Below are 19,029 nucleotides of genomic sequence, written 5' to 3'. Positions count from 1 at the left end.
CTTTGGGTATCTTAAGTCAGCCGCGCCTAAATTACTACATTTCATGCGCTAAGTAATAGGGTTGCTATAAAATTATTCTCCGGTATCGGTTATCTTCAAGAAATCTTTTGCATGGCAAATGCATCTTCTACACAACAAGCCTATATAGGTTAACGTTTATTAACTTTAGCTACACAGGCAGCTTTCTGCCGGCACTCAATTAATTGTTTATAAACTAAACGTATCCACCATGACAAAATCCAGATTTATCGCAACGCTTGCCTTGTTTTTTGTGGCTTCTGCCGGCTTCGCTCAATCCATAGACGACATCCCCCTGAAAGACCTTAAGGCTGAGTACATGACCATCACGGGCTTTAACCGGGTTCCGCAAACCAGAATGGTAATTGACTTTGACTACGGACAAAAGAGCCGTGTCATTGACCCCAAACAGGCCGTGGTACGCGACGAAAACGACAAAAAAATCAAGTTCGAGTCGATGGTAGATGCCCTCAATTTCATGAGCCGGAACGGCTATGATTTTGTACAGGCGTATGCTTTTACACTTGGAGAGCAAGGCGTGCAGCATTACCTGCTCCGGAAACGCAAGCCTTCTGCCAATAACCAGTAGTCTGGCCGGTTCTGCTGCCCCAAATACCCAGCCCGGCTTGCCTGCCGCCTGTATGCAGAGGCCAACCGGGCGTGTTAGTGTCAGCCCGGGTGTATGGCCTATTGTACTTCGGGCTTTTTGATACGTGCCAGGAGGGGGTCTGAAAAATCCGAAATTTTTTCAAACAGCCTTGAATGGGTAGCGGCGTCTGCAATCCGCGATATAACGGGGCTCAGCACCTTGTCAATCAGCACACAAGCCAAAATAACCACCACGCCCAGCAGTACCAATACCAGCATCAGCAGTGCCGGTTGCTGTATGTACGCTTTCAGGCTACCTACAAAGTCGTAAAGATAATGGCTCAGGTACTTGTTTTCGTGGAGCAGATAAACCGGAAAAACCGAAGCAGCCACGCGGTTCACAAAGCCTGAATTGAATTGAAAACTAAGAAAACAAAGAAAAAACAATATACCGCTTATAATAAGCCCGGGGCTGTTGTAAGAGAAAAACAGGCTGCGAAACACCTGGTCGCGCAGGGTAGGGTAGGCGTTCAGGGCCAGCACCGAGAAGAAAACCGCCACATTATAAGCCAGATAAATGAGTACTATGCGGCGCGGAATAACCCGCAGATGATGTCTGATATAATGCCCCACGTAATAGAGAAATATAAAATTGACCACGTTTTTTCCGTCGGCCAGCACACCCGTAAACTGCCCCAGTATGCACGATACCACACCCAACAGGGCAATGTAAAGCAGTTTTCGGCGTCTGGTAGCCGTCTGGAGCGGTATATTAATGAGCGGCGCCAGCAGGTACAGGCCTACATATACCCGCACGTACCACCATTGCAGCGGCAGCAACGAAAACGGCAGACTTCTGAAACCGAATAAATCGGGCTTGATGAGGCACGCCACCAGATAAATAAGCGTAGAGTAAACCGAGCAAAGAATCAGGAGTTTCACGAGGTTTTTCAGCGAAAAGCTGATGCCCGCATAGCCGGAAATGAGCACAAAACAGATAACCCCAATGTGCAGCACCCCAATTATGGGCCTGATGAGGTAGTCGAGTTCTGGAGAAGTAGGGATAACCGAGTGTAGAATAAAGTGATAAACTACAATGTACAGCATGGCGAATAGTCGCAGCAGCTCAATATTAGATGAGCGATTGGTCTTTTTTAGCATTTTTGGGTTTCGTAATGTTGCAAAATCGGGATTAACAAATGTATCTAATAAACCTATACAATGCTAGTAGTCAGCAGGTTGCGGGTAGCTCAAAAGGGCAGGCAGCAGAAGTAATAAGTAGGCAGAAAACGCCTTAAAGGCCCATCCGGAGCCAATAAAACACCTCAAAAGCGCCGATTAAAAAAATGTAACCGTTAAATAAGTTTTTTTGAAAGTGGGGGGGATAATAATGAAATTGGGGGGATTAAATGAAATTCGCCATTTAAAAAACATGATACCCAAAAGCAGGAAAGTGTTATTACCGTTAATTTTATTGCTGGCAATGGCGGCATGCAACGACCCGGCCAGGCTGAATAGTAAAGGAAACAAGGCAACCCCGGTTAATACCTTAACCGCAAACAAGGTTGTAGAAAATGACTCAATTATCTTTGACGATTTTCATTATCCTGTTGATAGCGCTTTTACAACCAAAGTGCTGCCAACCGGAATTTTTCATGGTGACGAAGTATGGAATAATGCAAGCGTGCTGCAATGGTTTGGCTTGTTTAAAGGTCAGGATGGTTACTATTTAAAACAGACAGAAATCAAGACAGAAAGAGTTAACGATGCTATTGTTGACGAAAATGAAAGTGATAAAACAGGATGGCGCGTGCAGGCATTAAACAAGGATAGCTGCCTTATTTTGATTGAATCATTACCGTTTCTTACAGACAGAAACATTCAATCAGTAAAGCTTTCAAATGAATTTATTTATCCTGGCGATACTGTCTCTATAAAATATTCAGGAATTAATTACAAAATATATGCTAAAGGAGGCAAAAAGCAAATTCCGAACCAGCCTGATTGGTTCGAGGTCTGGAATTACAGGCTTTATATAACAGCAACAATTAAGGGCCAGGAACGTAAAACCCTGCTTATAGCCCAACCAAATGGCGATGACAGGATGATAAACATCATTTTTGCAGGAGACATTGACGGTGACGGTATTCTGGATTTGTTAATAGATACTACAGACGATTACAACGTATCAATACCAACCATTTACCTGTCAAAACCAGCTGCGAACGGAGAGGTTGTAAAACCCATTGGAGGGCATAAGAGTGTTGGGTGTTGATGGGTCGTAGCCTCTAATAAACAGTCTTACAATTAAGTTTCAGTCAATTCCAAAATTGACTAACACAAATGTGTTTAATAATTTATTTATCAAGAACAATTAATTGTTTTCAATAGGTTTCTGTTCCATAGGTTTTTGTGGTATCATAGGTAGTGGTATTATCATTACGTAATACTTATTCATAGCATTTAGACAAATGTCCTTTAGTTTAATTGATGAAAACGTTAGGTGCTGTTCATTCCATTTTGGGATTTTATTTCTATAAAGATATGTTTCATAGCGTAAATAATGATTTTGATTCTTAAATTTCAGGTTGAAGTCAAATTCGTTGTATTGATTAGTATTTTTTATAGTTACAATTCCCTGAGAAGATTTAAATTTCGTTTGAGAGTCAATATCTATTAGAAAATCTACCCGATTTTCAAAATAATCTGCAAGCATAATTTTACACTTTTGAGCATTAATGCTTAGGCAATTGACTAGAGCTAGAAATAGGAATAGCACTGTTGTTTTCATGTTTTATTTGATTTTAAAATCTGAAAATAAATGATTATTAAGATAAACCAGATTACAAATAGAATTATATTAATCAAAATCTGATTTTTTATTAATACTACTAGCAGGTCTGTTTCTATTAGCCTAACATCATCTGATGAATTTATATACAGCTTAGGATATTCTTTGATTGAAATATTCTGTTTGGTTGTTAATTTTAATATATACTTTGCATTCGGTTGAAGCACAGGGATTATATATTTGTTTCGGTCTTCATCAATATTAATACTATTAGTACCAGAGATAATCATAGATGGTGAAATCGGAACAATCGTAGGATTATAGACTTTGTGCGGTTCTTGAAGAATAGTGCGGAAAGCAATAACAATTTCTAAGCTCCTAAAAGCCTTCTTATAGTTTATATTTTCTATTTCGCATTCTATTGCCCTTTCAACAATTGTTGAATTTACCTTATTCTCTTCGATTGTTTTAAAACTGAATGCTAAAATAGGAGATTCGATTTGTATAGTGACAACATTGTTTAATTGATAGGCGGCGAGTCCAATTAAAATTGTAAATAAATAGGGCACATTATCATCTAATAAAAATTTCTTCATTTTTATCAATATTAAACGGAATGAGAAAAGCTATTTCAATTTTACTTGTATTGAACATTAATTGGAACCGAAATTTGAAGGTTAATTTTCCATACTTTTCTAGAATTATATTATGTCGATTCTAAGATAATATCTGCTGATGTAAAGAAGAATAAAATCAAAGTGTTTTTATTTTACGGCTAAGCAAAAACAAAAAAAGCCAGAAGAAATCTCCTGGCACCTTTCTGAATAATTAAAATTAAAATTTTAATTATTCCTTAAAATCCGGATTTCGGGCTTTAATTTCTGTAATAAGCATATTTATCTGACTTTCTTTCTGGTTTAAATCATTACCGAAAGATTGTAAACTTCCTGATGGCGATTGAGCTGATTTGCTAAGTTCAATAACGTTTGTATATAATGCCATGAGTTTGTCATAAGATTCGTTCTTTTTGTCTGATATGGCCTCCATATCTTTTGTTACTTCTTTTGAAAGCGCATCAATCTTCTTATTTATATCTTTAATGGTTGGTTCCTGCTCCAAGCGATAGATAGCATCGTTAAAGTCAGAAACATAAACGTAGGCACTGCTATAAGTATATTTACCAGCATCAATAGCTGTTGACCACACTTTCTGGGTCGTCTCACATTTAAAGCTTGAAAGTTCCACTGGCCCCGGGCAGCGGCTCATCTGCCGTGCCAATAAAAGTATTTTTCTATATTACCACTAATCTTTTTTTATTGCCATGCTTAACAAAATTTCCTTTTAACCTGACTATGGCAAACCACCAAGAAGTATCTTCCTTTATATGGAATGTGTGTGACGATGTGCTCAGAGGCCTTTTCAAACAGCATGAATACGGCGATATTATCCTCCCTTTTGTTGTTTTAAGACGCCTGGACTGCGTGCTTGAACCCCACAAAGACAAAGTTTTTAACCTCTACAACACCTACAAAGACCAGATTAATAACCTGGACCCCATTATTGAAAACGCAATCAACCTTAAGTTTTATAACCATTCGCAATACGATTTATCGACGCTTACAGCCAATAGCCTGAAAATCAATTTTCAGAATTACCTCAATGGTTATTCTAAAAATGTGTTTGAAATCATAGACAGCTTTCAGCTCGAAAAGCCTGTTGAAAAGCTCATTAAAAACAACCGCTTATACCTGCTTATTGCCAAGTTTAAAGAAATAGACCTCCACCCCGATGTGGTGTCTAACCATGTAATGGGCCAGATTTTTGAAGAGCTGCTCCGCAAGTTTTCAGAGATGAGCAACGAAACCAGTGGGGAACACTACACCCCGCGCGATGTGGTTAAGCTATTGGTAGGGCTGGTGTTCTCTGAAAACAAGGAAGATTTGCAGGGCGATGGAAAAATCAGGTCTATATTCGACCCCTGCTGTGGCACCGGTGGTATGCTCACGGTGGGCAAAGACTGGATTCTGGAGAACATCAACCCGAATATTGATATCCGGCTGTATGGGCAGGAGCTCAACCCCCAGACCTACTCTATCTGTAAATCTGATATGCTCATTACAGGCCAGAACCCCGATAACATTCATTTAGGTTCGTCATTGTCTGAAGACAAACTACAGCGTAATACCTTCGACTACATGATTTCCAATCCGCCTTATGGGGTGTCGTGGAAATCGGAGCAGGAGTTTGTAGAAACAGAGGCCAAAAACCCGCAGGGCCGGTTTGTGGCAGGAACACCCAGAAGCTCTGATGGGGCTTTGCTTTTTCTGCAACACATGATATCAAAAATGGAAGACCGGGGCAGCCGCATAGGTATTGTACTCAATGGGTCTCCGCTGTTTACGGGTGATGCGGGCTCGGGGGAGTCTGACATAAGAAAATGGATTATTGAAAACGACTGGCTGGAAACCATCATTGCCCTGCCCGACCAGCTCTTTTTTAATACGGGTATCAGCACCTATATCTGGATAGTTACCAACCAAAAGAAACCCCACCGAAAAGGTAAGGTGCAGTTGATTAATGCCGCCGAGCTGCACCAGACCATGAAGAAATCGTTAGGCAGTAAAAGAAAATACATTACCGATGCCCAAAGAGAAGAAATACTGCAAACCTACCTCTCATTTGAAGAAAACGCTTACAGCAAGATTTTTGCAAACTCCTATTTTGGATACACAAAAGTAACCATTGAGCAACCGCTGGTTGACGAGAATGGCCTGCCGGTTATTGACAAAAAAACAAAGCTACCTAAAGTAGATGGCAGCCTGAGAGACTTTGAGAGAATACCCTTGGCAACCGATATTGATGCCTACTTTGAAACCGAGGTAAAACCGCACCTGCCCCAAGCCTGGATGGATAGAAGCAAAGACAAAGTAGGGTATGAGATTAACTTTACCAAGTATTTTTACCAGTATAAGCCCCTCAGAACATTGCAGGAAATTACAGCTGATTTACTGAAACTGGAAGAAGAAAGTGATGGACTACTTAAAATGATTTTGGAAGATGAAATATCAAAATAAATAACCTGAAGCCTTGTTTGCCTTAGGGCAAATGTTAAAAAGAATTAAACCATACCCTGTAAAGATACTTAAACATAGAAACACCGATGCTGACTAAAAATAACGAAACCCTTGATGTTGAAGTCTTACTAAATAACGCTGTTTTATTCAAAGCAGAAGAAGTATATGAACCCAATATTTTAGAGCTGGCCAAAGTCAATAATAAGGAATTACCTGTTAGTAATTTATATGCTTATTTTCTGAACCCTAAAGAAAGTCATGATTTGGGAAGCATTTTTATAGATACACTTCTTGAAATTATTAAGCAAAAGGGCTTTCATTTATCCTTAGAATTGCCTAAGCTAAATATTAGAAGGGAAGTACCAACAGGCATAGAAGAAAAAACAATTGAGGTGAATGGAAATCCACCAGACAATCATAAGTATATTGATTTATTGGTTAGTGATTCAACCAATTATCTGATTATAGAAAATAAAATTTTTGCTAATGTTTATAACGATTTAGAGAAATACTACAGTTCAATAAAAGTAAAGCCGGAAAATAAAGTGGGAGTTGTACTATGTCTTAAAAAGGTCTATAACCTGCATCCATGTTTTCTTGAAATTACACATCAGGAGTTATATGAAGAAATTGAAAAGAGATTTACACAAAGTATAGTGTCTTTAAAACCAAGGCAATCGTATAACTATTACAGTTTTTTAGAAATCTTAAAAACCCATTATACTATCATGGAAAACGCCCAGGAAAGAATTAACTTCTTTACCGCCAACGAACAAAAAATTGTACAGTTAAACACCCAACTGCATGAACTGAGGAATTACTTTATAAAAAGAATAAAGCAGATTGGGCAAAATGCTTTTGTTGAATCAGGAATTGACAGTAATAACAAAGACTATGAATTTGAATTCAGCATACTCAACAGTTGCCTAAAGGGGCGTGTTTACCTGCATGATTACACCATAAACCCTATCAGAGTAGGTATTTTTATTGTGAATAATAAAGAACTAAGCCAACAATGGTTTAATAAAATTAAATTTCAGAGTTTTATAGATAGTTGTGCTAAAAAAGAAATTTATGCTGCTTATACGCCAGGCGATGAAAATACAAACTGGACGCTGACTATCTGGAAAGAATACTGGCTGAATCAGGGGAACCACGAGCAAACCTTTGAAGAATTGGCAGTATCATTAAAGAACGACTGGGTGAAGGCTTATAAGGCACTTCAAGATTTGTTTTATCCTGCCAACAAAGTAAATTGATAAAAATATAAGTTTTGAAATATATGCAAACCTACACTTCATACAAACCCTCAAATATTGAATGGATTGGAGAGATACCGAGTCATTGGAGAATTTTGCGAATGAAATTTTTATGCCAAATAACAACTGGAAATAAAGACACAAAAGATAGAAAAGATGAAGGTGAATATCCATTTTATGTTCGTTCTCAAACAGTAGAAAGGATTGATTCTTATTCATTTGAAGGTGAAGGTATTTTAACAGCTGGAGATGGGGTTGGCGTTGGCAAAGTATATCATCATGTAAATGGAAAATTTGCATTTCATCAAAGAGTTTATCTTTTGTATAATTTTAACAATGTCCTTGGAAAATACCTCTTTGAATATTTCAAGAATAATTTTTCAATTACTGTAGAAGATCAAAATGCAAAATCGACAGTAGATTCATTAAGATTGAATATGTTACAAGATTTTCCCGTTGCTATTCCATCAATATCTGAACAACAAGCAATAGTAAATTACCTAGACCACAAAACAGCCTTAATTGATGAATTAATCACCAAAAAAGAAAGAAAAATAGAGCTTTTAAAAGAACAAAGAAGTGCCCTGATAAACCACGTTGTAACCAAAGGCCTCAACCCCAATGCCCCCATGAAAGATTCTGGTATTGATTGGATTGGGGAAATACCTGAGCATTGGGAGGTGAAATTATTGAAATATGTTGCTGATAAGATAGATGAGGCACCTATATCTAATGAATTATTATTCGCAGTTGAAAATATAGAGAGCTATACCGGAAAATTAATTGGACTAGACAAAGTTATTGAGTATGAAGGGTCAATTGCCGGTTTTAGAAAAGGCGATACAATTTTTAATAAATTAAGACCTTATTTATCGAAAGTTTATTTTGCTGAATGTGAAGGGGGATATTTTGGAGAACTTTTGACAATAAGAGGAAAGAAGGGAGTTTATCCTAAGTTCCTATATCATATTTTAAGTTCAAAAGGGTTTCTTGAAATTGTTAATAGTTCTTCAGAAGGAACAAAGATGCCAAGAGCTAATTGGGAGACTTCTATAAAGTTAATAAGTGTTCCGAAACCACAATTTCAAGAACAGAAAGAAATAGTTATCTTCTTAGACAACCAAACAACCATAATAGATAAAAGCATTGAAATTGAAACCCAAAAAATAGAAAAGCTCAAAGAGTATCGTCAAAGCCTGATTTCTAATGTGGTTACGGGTAAGATAAAAGTATTTTAAATGTTTTAAAAAATTAAAACAAGAAGGTTGGTTATTTTAGTTTTTTGTAATTTTCTTTAATAAGCATCAATCAACTGAAACCATCAAATGTTTTAGTTCAGATTCGGTATCGTCAAAATACCTCCATATCGGCAGAAATAATTAATTTAGTTATAAGTAAATAGAAAAAACCTGCACCATACCCAGACACTAAACATAAGGGCTTTCAGCCTGATTAGATAGAACAACTTGATAATTATCTGACAATGACTGAAAAAAGATTTGAAGAATACATAGAAAAATATCTCACATCAACCGATGATAATGGTCTGGTGTATACCGCATTGCATTTTAGTAATTATGATAGAACCCTCTGCCTGCTACCCGCTGAGGTACTGGCGTTTCTTCAATCTTCACAGCCTGAAAGCTATGAGCGCTGGCAGGTACAGTTTGGCGAGAAAGCAGATGAAAAGCTGCTGCAGCGGTTATCTACCCAGATTGAGAAAGACGGCCTTATAAAAGTACTCAGAGAGGGCATCAGAGATAGAGGCGTGTATTTTGATATGACCTACTTTGAACCCAAAAGCGGGCTGAATCCTGAGCATCAGGCTAAGTATTTGTGTAATAGGTTAAGTATTGTGAGGCAATTACATTACTCAAAGGCCAATGAAAAATCGATAGATATGGTATTGTTTATCAATGGCATACCCATTATTGGCATTGAGCTGAAGAATCAGCTATCGGGGCAAGACATCAGCCACGCAAGCCGGCAGTATCAGTTTGACAGAGACCCTAAAAATGAGCCATTGTTGCAGTTTAAGCGTATGCTGGTGCATTTTATAGTAGATAACGACACGGTGGGCATGGCGTCAAAACTGGATGGTACAGACACCCGGTTTTTGCCCTATAACCGAGACATCGTAAACCCCATTGTTGCCAACGATTACAAAGTCTCTTACCTCTGGAAAGAAGTACTTAGCCCCAATTCAGTTTTAGATATCATAGAAAACTTTGTGTTGGAAACCACCGAAACTGAAAAAGAATGGGATGAAAAACTGGGCAGGGTAGTAGAGAAGAAAAAAGATTTATTGATTTTCCCGAGGTACCACCAGTTGGATGTTATCCGTAAACTAAAAACACAAATTAAAGCAGAAGGGGCAGGGCATTATTATCTTATTCAGCATACAACAGGGTCGGGCAAAAGCTATAGCATTGGCTGGCTGGCACATACGCTTACTTCTCTTTACCAGAACTCAACCCAAAAAACTAGGCTGTTTGATACCATTGTAGTAGTAACCGATAGAAAAGTTTTAGACAAACAGCTACAGAAAACCCTCAGAGATTTAGAACAGACTGCGGGGGTTGTAAAGGCAATAGATAAAAACTCAGAGCAACTGAAAGATGCCCTTGCCAAAGGGAATGATATTGTAGTTACCACCATTCAGAAATTTGGGGTAATTGCCGATGCCATGTCTAAACTAAAGGGCAGAACCTTCGGGGTTATCATAGACGAAGTACACTCGTCGCAAACAGGCGAGACGGCAAAGAAATTAAAGAAGTCGCTGTCATTCAATGAATTTGACGAAGACGAGGAAGAAGACTATGAAGATATACTAACAAAAGAGCTATTGAGCCGCGGGCGGCAAAAGCACATATCTTTTTTTGGTTTTACAGGCACCCCCAAAAACAAAACCCTTGAGTTGTTTGGTAGAAAAAATGAGCTTGGCCAGTTTGTGCCGTTCCATTCGTACAGCATGAAGCAATCAATTTTTGAGGGCTACACATTAGACGTGCTGGCGCATTATATGCCCTACAAAAGATGGTTTAAACTGAAGCAGGAAGATGGTAAGGATGATTTGGAACTACCGGAAGGAAAAGTAAAAAGAGAATTAATGAATTTTGTTGATTCTCACCCTGAAACCATCAGACAAAAAGTTTCAATTATACTCAACCAGTTTATGCACCATACCCAAAAGCAAATCAGGGGTAAGGCCAGGGCTATGGTAGTGGTGCGGTCAAGAAAACACTGTGTATTGTATCAGCAGGAAATGCTTAAGCAAATGAAGGCGCTCCGGCTACCCTTCTCTTGTCTGGTGGCATTCAGTGGCAGCATTCAAAAAGATGGAAAAGAACACACGGAGGGTTCATTAAATACCGAAAACGGGCTGCAAGGAGGGGTTTCTATTCCTGACGGACTGAAAGACCCCCGGTTCAGGATATTAATTGTCTCTAACAAGTATCAGACAGGGTTTGACGAACCTTTAATCCATACCATGTTTGTCGACAAACGGCTGGGCGGCGTGCAATGTGTACAAACGTTATCCAGACTAAACAGAAAAGCCACCGGCAAGACAGATACCTTTGTGCTTGATTTTGTAAACCAGCCGGAAGAAATAATTGAGGCATTTCAGCCTTTTTATACCTCAACCATCCTCACTGGTGAAACAGACTCCTACAAATTGTATGAATTAGACTCTGAGATAAAGTCGTTTCATTTGTTTACTAAATATGAGTTAGACGAGTTCTGTCAATTATTCTTTTCAGAAAGAAAATCAGATGAGGCCTTCCAGCCGTACCTAAACAGGGTAGTAGAAAAATGGCAGGAAATAGAGCCAACAGATAAGCGCGAAGAATACAGGTCTTTGATAAACTCCTACTGCAGGTTGTACAGCTATATTTCTCAGATTATGGATTTTCAGGATGCTGAATTAGAAAAGCTTTTTATTTTCCTGAAATACCTGAAGAAGAAACTACCCAAACGTATAGGTACCACTGTTGATATAACAGATGCGATTGATTTAGAGTCCCTGAGGTTACAGAAGCAGGAAGAAATGAAGCTTAAACTGGACGACAAAGCGGGCGAACTGGACCCAATGGCAGAAAGCGGAGCCAAAGGTAAAGACGCAGAAGAGAACAGTTTACTGTCTGAAATTATCAGGAAGATAAATGAGGTGCACGGAGTAAACCTGAAAGAGGAAGACAGGATACATCTGAACAATGTTTATATTCGGATGAGCCAGAGTGCAGAAATCAGGAAAGTAATGGAAGGAGATAACTCAGAGGCCAACAAAAGGCAATACTGGAACGAAATGATGAGCAAAATCTTTCTGGAGTACATTAATGATAACTTTGATTTCTACAAAACCGTAGAATCACCCGGAATCAAACCCAATATTGCCGATTTGATGTATCGGCAGTATATGGGAATGAAATAAGATTTTTGTGGTTGTATACGCTATTGATAACCTATTTATCTAACCCTAAACTATTTTTGTATGTCGACTACTAATGCTGTATCTTCTAAAGTTAATAATAATTCTACTGAGGAACTAATTGACTCATTATCGCAAAAATTAGCCCTAAATTATTTAGCGAATTCATTTAATAGAGGTGATTCTGGCCATTTAGAATCAATTAATTTATTACAAGAAACTAACTCAATAATATTTAAAGAAAATTCGATTCATCCAGAAGATGAAATTGCAGACAAGAAAATTAGAAATGTGTTAATTATTGGTGCTGGAGCAATATATAATTCCTTTAATGGGATTCCCATGGGCGCGGAGATTAAAAGAGGTTTAATAGAAAGTAAGTTGGTATGGTTAAAGGACTTCATAGCCTTAAAGCCGGAAGAGGCAGAAAAGAAAAGAAATATTTTGGAGACTTTAGATTATACGAAGAAAAAAATCCTGGAAGAATATGAAAACTTAACTCTTTTAACTGACAAAGATGATTTAAGTTTTGAGAATTTATTGTTTTTGTTATCGAAGTTTATGACCGAGGAAGAATTGAGAAAAGAGATAAAGAAAATTATCGGCTTTAGTAACTGCAATAATTTATTCTATGAAATAGTAGCGCATTTGTTTAAACACTCTTTTATTGATGTTATTGTTAACTTTAATTTTGAAGAAATACTAGATAATGTAATTAAAGAAGAAGTAGGAGAGGGTAATTATTATTCAATAATTTCAGACGGCCACACTGTTAAAAGAGAAAATCTTTTTGTAGAGGGTAGAATTAAGTTTCCTGTTTATATTAAGCCACATGGTACTTTTAGTCATAGCTCATCTTTAAGATTTACAAATCAACACTATCTTGATAGCCCTTCGGATATAAAGTCAATGTTAACAGATATTTTTTCTCCATATAGTAAAGAAGAAAAATTAAATCTGAATATTATTTGTGTTGGGTTTAAACTATTTGAAAGCGTTGAATTTAAAAATATATTAAAAAATTCATTAAGTAAAGTAACAAACCCAGCCTTTTATATTATAACAAACAGTGCCGACAGAGATAGGCAACTTCAGGAGATCAGTATTAACTTATCTAAAGAAATTAGCAGAGATAACGTATTTACCTGTAGCTTAAGAGATTATGAAAATACTCTGGTTAATAATATATCTCCATCATTGGGTGTGTTATTCTCTCAGATATTTAGAAAAGCCACTAAAAAATTCAATTCAAATTTCACTCCTAGGAGTATAGCAAAGCATGAAGTATATTCATACTTCTTATATAACAAGACCGTATTCCAAACGGAGATAAATAGGGAAAAATTAGATAATTATTATGAAAGTTCTAATTATTATAAGGATAAGATATTAGTTGAAATTGCTTTTACTTTTGTTAGAAACTTAGGAGTAATTAACATTTTAGATCTTTTGAATGGAAGGGTAGGCTTATATCTAGAATCTTACAATAATAAATTTAAATCTGAAAATAGCTCAGAAAACATTGAAACAATTTATAGCTTAATTTCAGAATTCTCAGCAAATGGTGATTCCTCGTTAAGTTTTGGAGAAGAAAAAGAATATCAATATTCGAAGAATTATTTCAAATTGCCTTTAATAAATAATAAGAAGGAGTTAAAAGATATTTGTAAGCAAATAAGCCTTCTATTTACTACCAGAACAAACAAACATACAGAATTTCTTAGTCAATTATACGAATTTTTAGCCATTGATAATACTCTGACGCTTGGAAAAACATCATTACTTTATCTTTTACGAAGTAATAAGTTGTCAGCAGAAACCAGAAACAATCTAATTGAGAATTGTATTCTTGAGGTTAATTCTGGAGCGTTTTCTCATCCTAAAAAATTTGTTCCTGAACTATTTAGATTATTTCAAAAATCACCAAATCAAAACTTCTTTTTTATTCAAAATAGAATAAACAATAGTCAATATCATTACTGGGAAAGCTTTTCAAGACATAAACTATTGCAAACTAATCTTTCAATTAGTTATAATTTCCATCGACTGTTTTCGGAAGATAAGTGGAATACATTGTTAGCCGTTTTGGAATCAGGTATGGTGATTAAAGATTGTTTAAAAGAAAAATTTAATACATTTCGTGAAGCCTCTGAATTTTTTGACTGGTTTAATGAAAAAAGAATTTTAATTACCCTTAGTTATCAGGTTGCTTATGAATTAATATATTTAAGAGACGAAGAATTCAAAAATAAGGTTGATAATCAGGATACTAAAAGTAATCCTTCATTTAACCTGGTTTATGAACTCGAAATGAGTTTTAAGAAATTTCTGTTAGATGAAATCTTTGAGAATAGAAAAGGTCAAATTGAAGAAAAGTTTACTAACCTTTTTTTTACACATATCGGCATAATATTTATTCCTTATTGGGAGCATAACCACCATGTTTCTTTGTTTTTAAATTTTAAGGAGAATCCAAAAGATAAGAACTACGAAATTTTGCTGAAATCAAAAAGAGGTAATAATTTTAGTGTTAATGCCTTTGGAGGATTTCATATGTACAGAAAAGGAAATTCTAATTCAATTAACCCAATTCATATAAGATTTGAAAATAATTTAGAAGACAATAAAATTATAGCAAGAGATTTCGAGAAATTATTTCTTTTATATTTTTTAAATGTATGTAGAGGAATAATGTTTCAAGTACAGATTTCACCCAAACTGTGTTATAATAAAAAGTTTATAGTAGATGAATTAACAACTTACAAAGATTGGACTTCTGAAGAATTTTATATTCAAATGGTTAGTTTCATGAAGAATGTAAAAGACTTTGAATCTGAGAAAAAGTTAAGGAATTTTTATTATCTTAAAGAAAAAGCAGCTATAGGTGAGAACCATTTAAATAAACTGCGATCACTCATTAAAAAAATAGAACAGGAGGCAGAATGTACAGATAAAACTTTTGAAGAATTTCAGGAGGTTTTAATGGAAATAAGATAGTTGAATGTAACCACTTAAATCTGAGGTGGTGCTATAAATCGTTACACTTTATTGCTTAAAAAAAGCAGAAAATGGAAAGAGAAAGGAAAGGGAGTAGCCGACAATATTATGCGGCTGATTTCAAGGAAGAAATTATCAGAGTGCCAGTTCACAATTTTTACAGGCAATTTTTTTTGCAGTACTCATCATACGCTTGTAAGGTTTTTATGTCGGTAATTTTCATGGCATATACCAGGCTGTCTGAAAAATCAATAGGGCGCGTCCCTTTTTCAATCACCACGTTTTTTGAGCCGGTTCCAATCACCCAGTCGCCTACCCGGGCAGTTCTTCTGATTACCGGTTTACAAATAGTTAGGGTACATATTCCGCCAAAAGGGTTGGGGGCAGAGCCATCGTCTAATCGCAGCACGTAGGAGTAAATTTTAGTCATTGGGTTGTTTTTTTGGGTGCGTTACTAATACATACCAGCTTAGTGAAGCGTAGAGTATTTTGTCGGTTATTCACGGCCTAAAAATAAACAAAAAAACCTCACAATCAATTTGATTATGAGGTTTTAAATTTCTGTGAGCCCCCAGCCGGGATCAAACCAGCGACCTACTGATTACAAGTCAGTTGACTTTGTATTTGTTTGTTTTTTGATGGTTATTTTTATTTTCATAAAATGCTTATAGTTAATAAGTTAATTGTTTTTGTTAATATTTGCTTTTCGTTGTTTATCAACGAATTTGTATATTTGTAGTGATACTTGTAGTGATACTAACACTAGTATCATTGCAAAATCACTATTAAAACATGGCTACAGTAACACATTTTTTAGATACCCGCAGGACTGATATTGGTTCTGGAATAGTCAAACTGAGAATAACTCATAACAGAATTCAAAAGGATTATTCTACTAAAATTAAGATAGATACTACCCTTTATGAGAAGATAAAGAAACAAGGCTCTGAGATTAATGGACGTATAAAGGATAGAGAATTAATAAATTACCATAATAAGCTCTATGGTGTCAAGGATGATATTAATATCTATGCTGATGGATTTATTGTGAGAGCAAAAACCATCATCAAGAAACTTGGTGACAACTTTGATTTCGATGTTTTTAAAGACGAGTTTGATAATTATGGCAAGGAAATCAAGGTAAAGGATTCCAAAACTGATGTGATAAAAGCACTGCTAGATAAAGGTGCTAGTCTGGTATCTAATGGACAGTTTACTCATGGTAAAAACTTTGAATTTGCTGCCAAGTCCCTGAATAGATTTATTGAGTATCAGAAAATTCATTACCCTAATAAAATTATTCCTAAAAAGAATTTTGTATTACAATATGAACATATAGATAAGGATTTCTTAAATGCCTGGAGTAACTGGATGAAGCAATTTGGCAAAGCTCCACAAAAGAAAGATGGGACACCTTCGCCTGCATCAGAAACCACCATAGGTATTTACAGCAGGACATTGCGTATATTGTTCAACGATGCCATTGCAGAGAAGACTATTAATGAAGATAATTACCCTTTTGGAGCTAAGAAATATATTCCTCCTGCTGGAAGAAATATCAAAAAAGCACTTACTTCACAGGAGCTAACTAAAATCAAAGAGTATTTACCTGAAAGTAATACTTTAGAGCAGAGGAGCCACGATTTATGGTTGTTTTCTTACTATGGTAATGGAATGAATTTTACAGACATACTCTATCTTAAGTGGGAGAATATAATAGAAAGTAAGTATATATTATTTCAGAGGCGAAAGACAAGGGGTACACCTAGCACAATCAGAGTAAAATTGAATGAAACAATGATTGCAACTATAGAGAGATGGGGTACAGAAAATAAAAGCAAAAGCAGTTATGTTTTTCCTATTTTGCAGGATATTACAAAACCTGATAAACAGAAGGCTGAAATTAAACAGACTATAAAGCTGACAAATAAGTATATGAACAGGATTGCTGAGAAGTTAGAAATCAGTGGAGGTTTAAATACTTATCATGCCCGGCACTCATTTGCAACACAGCTGATGAGAAGTAACGCCCCGTTGTCAATGATTAAAGATATGCTAGGACACCAGAAAATTACAACAACTGAAAACTACTTAGGTAGCTTTGAGGAGGAGGTGGAGAATGAGTATTTGAGTATGTTGTAAAGTAGTTTAGTCTTTTCAATAATCATTAAGCGCATCATAGGCAAATCTCAAGAGGCGAAGAGTTTTTTGCAGGTGGGTTGAAAAAGTTTGAAAAATCAAATATTTAAAATTTAGCAGAAATGAAGATGGATTTGCAATCTATACTAAAGCACACTCTTTTCTCTCCTACAGACATTACTTTCAGAAAAATGAAAGAGTTCTGTGAAACCCCAACAGACGCCATTGAAATTATTGAGTTTGACAACTTACTTCTTCATGAATTAAATAACGTTCTTCCTGTACTAAAAATAAAAATAAGGCTAGGGGATAAATTCGAAAATAAAAATAAACTGGCTATAACAAAGTCTGTGATGGAAAAAATTAGAAATTTAGTAAAAGGTAGGTATTCACGCTTGGCAATGTATCAGACCCAAATCGCGCTGATAGTTTGTAACGGTATGTCTTCTACTAATAAACCCTTATTCCATGATGGAGGGAAAGGAATAAAAGTAAAAAGCGAATTATCAAGACTGAAAAAATTACTTCAAGAGAAAACGGAAATAGACTTAGGCTTTATAAATCCTGAAGAATCAGATGTTGAAACGGTTAAAGAGTTCTCTCCAAAATATCATATTGACAGGATTATCGTGAAGTTAAAAGATGATAATGGCAATACTGAGTCGATGAATATGAAAATTTATGACGGCAGTATTGAGGAGAGTGATTATAATTACCCTATATCAGAAAAGGTACAACTTGATTTTCTATTTGTTGAAGCCCTTGAAAATATCTTCGAGAAGTTTTATGTGAATGATAGTTATAAGAAAGAAAACACTAATCATGCCTTTTGTCAGCAGTTCTTCGACTATATTAATAGACAAACCCCACTTTCAACACACAACGGTATTTCTGAAAGAGAAATATTAACATTTTTTACTGAAATTTATGAATTGACAGGGCATAAGTTTCCAAAAACCTCTGATAAGGTGGAATTAGTTGAAAAATGGCTGAAGCCTGTACGTAAATAGTTGATAATCAATGGGATAAAAAACATCTAAAACCCCAAAAAAACCTCCCATTTTTCTACTTCACTATTGTTTTTTATTGTATTTGTTTTGCATTGTCATTTGAGAATAAACATTAGCCAAATGACAAAACAAGATGAAAAACGGTGTCATTATCACCACCCCCAAAGAACTCCAGACACTCATACAAGATGCAGTGAATGTTGCAGTTCAACAGTTCTCACTTCCTCTAAAGGTTGACCCTTTGCCTCTACGAGATTACCTGAGTATAGAGCAGACATGCAGGTTTCTGAACCTTGCTAAGCCTACCCTATATGCCTATACGAGCAAGAAGCAAATACCTTACATCAAGAAAGGTAAACAGCTTTACTTTGTCAAGTCCGAACTTGAAAAGTGGCTTGAAGAAGGTAGCATAAAAACCAGTAAAATTTTAACAAACAAAAAAAACAAGTAGATGGCTATTGAAAGTAAAGTAACGTTTTCGATGGAAGAGGTGGCATTTGATTTGAATATCAGTAGAAAGCAGTTGTTCTGTATTTTAAGAAAATACAGAATTATAATAGACCGCTCTGTTGAGCCAGAGTTTCTGTTCATGGGATATTTTGAAGAGAGCATAGTTAAGATTCACAATGGTACATTTAAAAAAGATGTAAAACTAGTGAGAGTAACTGCCAAGGGTAAGAGTTGGTTGAAACGAATAATTCCACTGTTAATACCGAAATTTTAG

The 19,029-nt window shown here is 36.0% G+C and carries 16 protein-coding genes; 11 read left to right on the top strand and 5 right to left on the bottom strand.

What is annotated here, in order from left to right; all coding sequences use genetic code 11:
- Positions 1–229: 229 nt before the first annotated feature.
- Positions 230–607, top strand: a complete 378-nt coding sequence (locus tag NZ848_RS17560; protein WP_259016608.1) for a hypothetical protein — start codon at positions 230–232, stop codon at positions 605–607.
- A 98-nt stretch (positions 608–705) separates the two neighbouring features.
- On the opposite strand, the gene NZ848_RS17555 is transcribed toward NZ848_RS17560, so the two are convergent.
- A complete protein-coding gene (locus NZ848_RS17555; RefSeq protein WP_259016607.1) occupies positions 706–1,767 on the bottom strand; it encodes an acyltransferase family protein in 1,062 nt (353 codons plus the stop codon).
- 271 nt (positions 1,768–2,038) lie between these two features.
- On the opposite strand from NZ848_RS17555, the gene NZ848_RS17550 reads away from it, so the two are divergent.
- The gene (locus NZ848_RS17550; protein ID WP_259016606.1) at positions 2,039–2,881 is read left to right on the top strand and encodes a hypothetical protein; all 843 of its coding nucleotides are present in this window, start codon (positions 2,039–2,041) and stop codon (positions 2,879–2,881) included.
- 99 nt (positions 2,882–2,980) lie between these two features.
- On the opposite strand, the gene NZ848_RS17545 is transcribed toward NZ848_RS17550, so the two are convergent.
- The 3 genes from NZ848_RS17545 to NZ848_RS17535 form a co-directional block, all read right to left on the bottom strand.
- Positions 2,981–3,397 carry a hypothetical protein gene (locus NZ848_RS17545; protein ID WP_259016605.1) on the bottom strand — a complete coding sequence of 139 codons (417 nt, stop codon included), beginning with the start codon at positions 3,395–3,397 and terminating at the stop codon, positions 2,981–2,983.
- Positions 3,394–3,993 (bottom strand): hypothetical protein, encoded by a 600-nt coding sequence (locus NZ848_RS17540; RefSeq protein ID WP_259016604.1) that lies wholly within the window; start codon positions 3,991–3,993, stop codon positions 3,394–3,396. Before NZ848_RS17540 ends, NZ848_RS17545 begins: the two co-directional genes overlap by 4 nt.
- 250 nt (positions 3,994–4,243) lie before the next feature.
- Entirely contained in the window at positions 4,244–4,642 is a 399-nt protein-coding gene (locus NZ848_RS17535) for a hypothetical protein (protein WP_259016603.1), read from the bottom strand.
- 107 nt (positions 4,643–4,749) lie between these two features.
- Here NZ848_RS17535 and NZ848_RS17530 point away from each other — a divergent pair, with 107 nt between their 5' ends.
- The 5 genes from NZ848_RS17530 to NZ848_RS17510 all read left to right on the top strand — a co-directional run bounded on the left by NZ848_RS17530 (position 4,750) and on the right by NZ848_RS17510 (position 15,156).
- Complete coding sequence (locus NZ848_RS17530) at positions 4,750–6,471, top strand: type I restriction-modification system subunit M (protein WP_259016602.1); 1,722 nt, start codon at positions 4,750–4,752, stop codon at positions 6,469–6,471.
- Positions 6,472–6,557: 86 nt separating this feature from the next.
- On the top strand, positions 6,558–7,730 hold the full coding sequence (locus NZ848_RS17525; RefSeq protein WP_259016601.1) for a PD-(D/E)XK nuclease family protein: 1,173 nt from the start codon (positions 6,558–6,560) through the stop codon (positions 7,728–7,730).
- 23 nt (positions 7,731–7,753) lie between these two features.
- Complete coding sequence (locus tag NZ848_RS17520; RefSeq protein ID WP_259016600.1) at positions 7,754–8,968, top strand: restriction endonuclease subunit S; 1,215 nt, start codon at positions 7,754–7,756, stop codon at positions 8,966–8,968.
- Between the two features lie 245 nt (positions 8,969–9,213).
- Positions 9,214–12,162 carry a type I restriction endonuclease subunit R gene (locus NZ848_RS17515; RefSeq protein WP_259016599.1) on the top strand — a complete coding sequence of 983 codons (2,949 nt, stop codon included), beginning with the start codon at positions 9,214–9,216 and terminating at the stop codon, positions 12,160–12,162.
- Between the two features lie 60 nt (positions 12,163–12,222).
- Positions 12,223–15,156, top strand: coding sequence for a hypothetical protein (locus NZ848_RS17510; protein ID WP_259016598.1), 2,934 nt, complete (start codon positions 12,223–12,225; stop codon positions 15,154–15,156).
- Between the two features lie 157 nt (positions 15,157–15,313).
- Here NZ848_RS17510 and NZ848_RS17505 read toward each other — a convergent pair whose 3' ends face one another.
- Positions 15,314–15,586 (bottom strand): Nmad2 family putative nucleotide modification protein, encoded by a 273-nt coding sequence (locus NZ848_RS17505; protein WP_259016597.1) that lies wholly within the window; start codon positions 15,584–15,586, stop codon positions 15,314–15,316.
- A 362-nt stretch (positions 15,587–15,948) separates the two neighbouring features.
- Here NZ848_RS17505 and NZ848_RS17500 point away from each other — a divergent pair, with 362 nt between their 5' ends.
- The 4 genes from NZ848_RS17500 (at position 15,949) to NZ848_RS17485 (ending at position 19,029) form a co-directional block, all read left to right on the top strand.
- Positions 15,949–17,298 (top strand): tyrosine-type recombinase/integrase, encoded by a 1,350-nt coding sequence (locus NZ848_RS17500; RefSeq protein ID WP_259016596.1) that lies wholly within the window; start codon positions 15,949–15,951, stop codon positions 17,296–17,298.
- A 119-nt stretch (positions 17,299–17,417) separates the two neighbouring features.
- The gene (locus NZ848_RS17495; protein ID WP_259016595.1) at positions 17,418–18,305 is read left to right on the top strand and encodes a hypothetical protein; all 888 of its coding nucleotides are present in this window, start codon (positions 17,418–17,420) and stop codon (positions 18,303–18,305) included.
- A gap of 133 nt (positions 18,306–18,438) precedes the next feature.
- Complete coding sequence (locus tag NZ848_RS17490) at positions 18,439–18,756, top strand: helix-turn-helix domain-containing protein (RefSeq protein WP_259016593.1); 318 nt, start codon at positions 18,439–18,441, stop codon at positions 18,754–18,756.
- Complete coding sequence (locus NZ848_RS17485) at positions 18,757–19,029, top strand: phage antirepressor KilAC domain-containing protein (RefSeq protein ID WP_259016592.1); 273 nt, start codon at positions 18,757–18,759, stop codon at positions 19,027–19,029.

The organism is Emticicia fluvialis (assembly GCF_024793945.1).
Classification (GTDB): domain Bacteria; phylum Bacteroidota; class Bacteroidia; order Cytophagales; family Spirosomataceae; genus Emticicia; species Emticicia fluvialis.
This window is presented reverse-complemented; position numbering and strand designations above follow the sequence as displayed.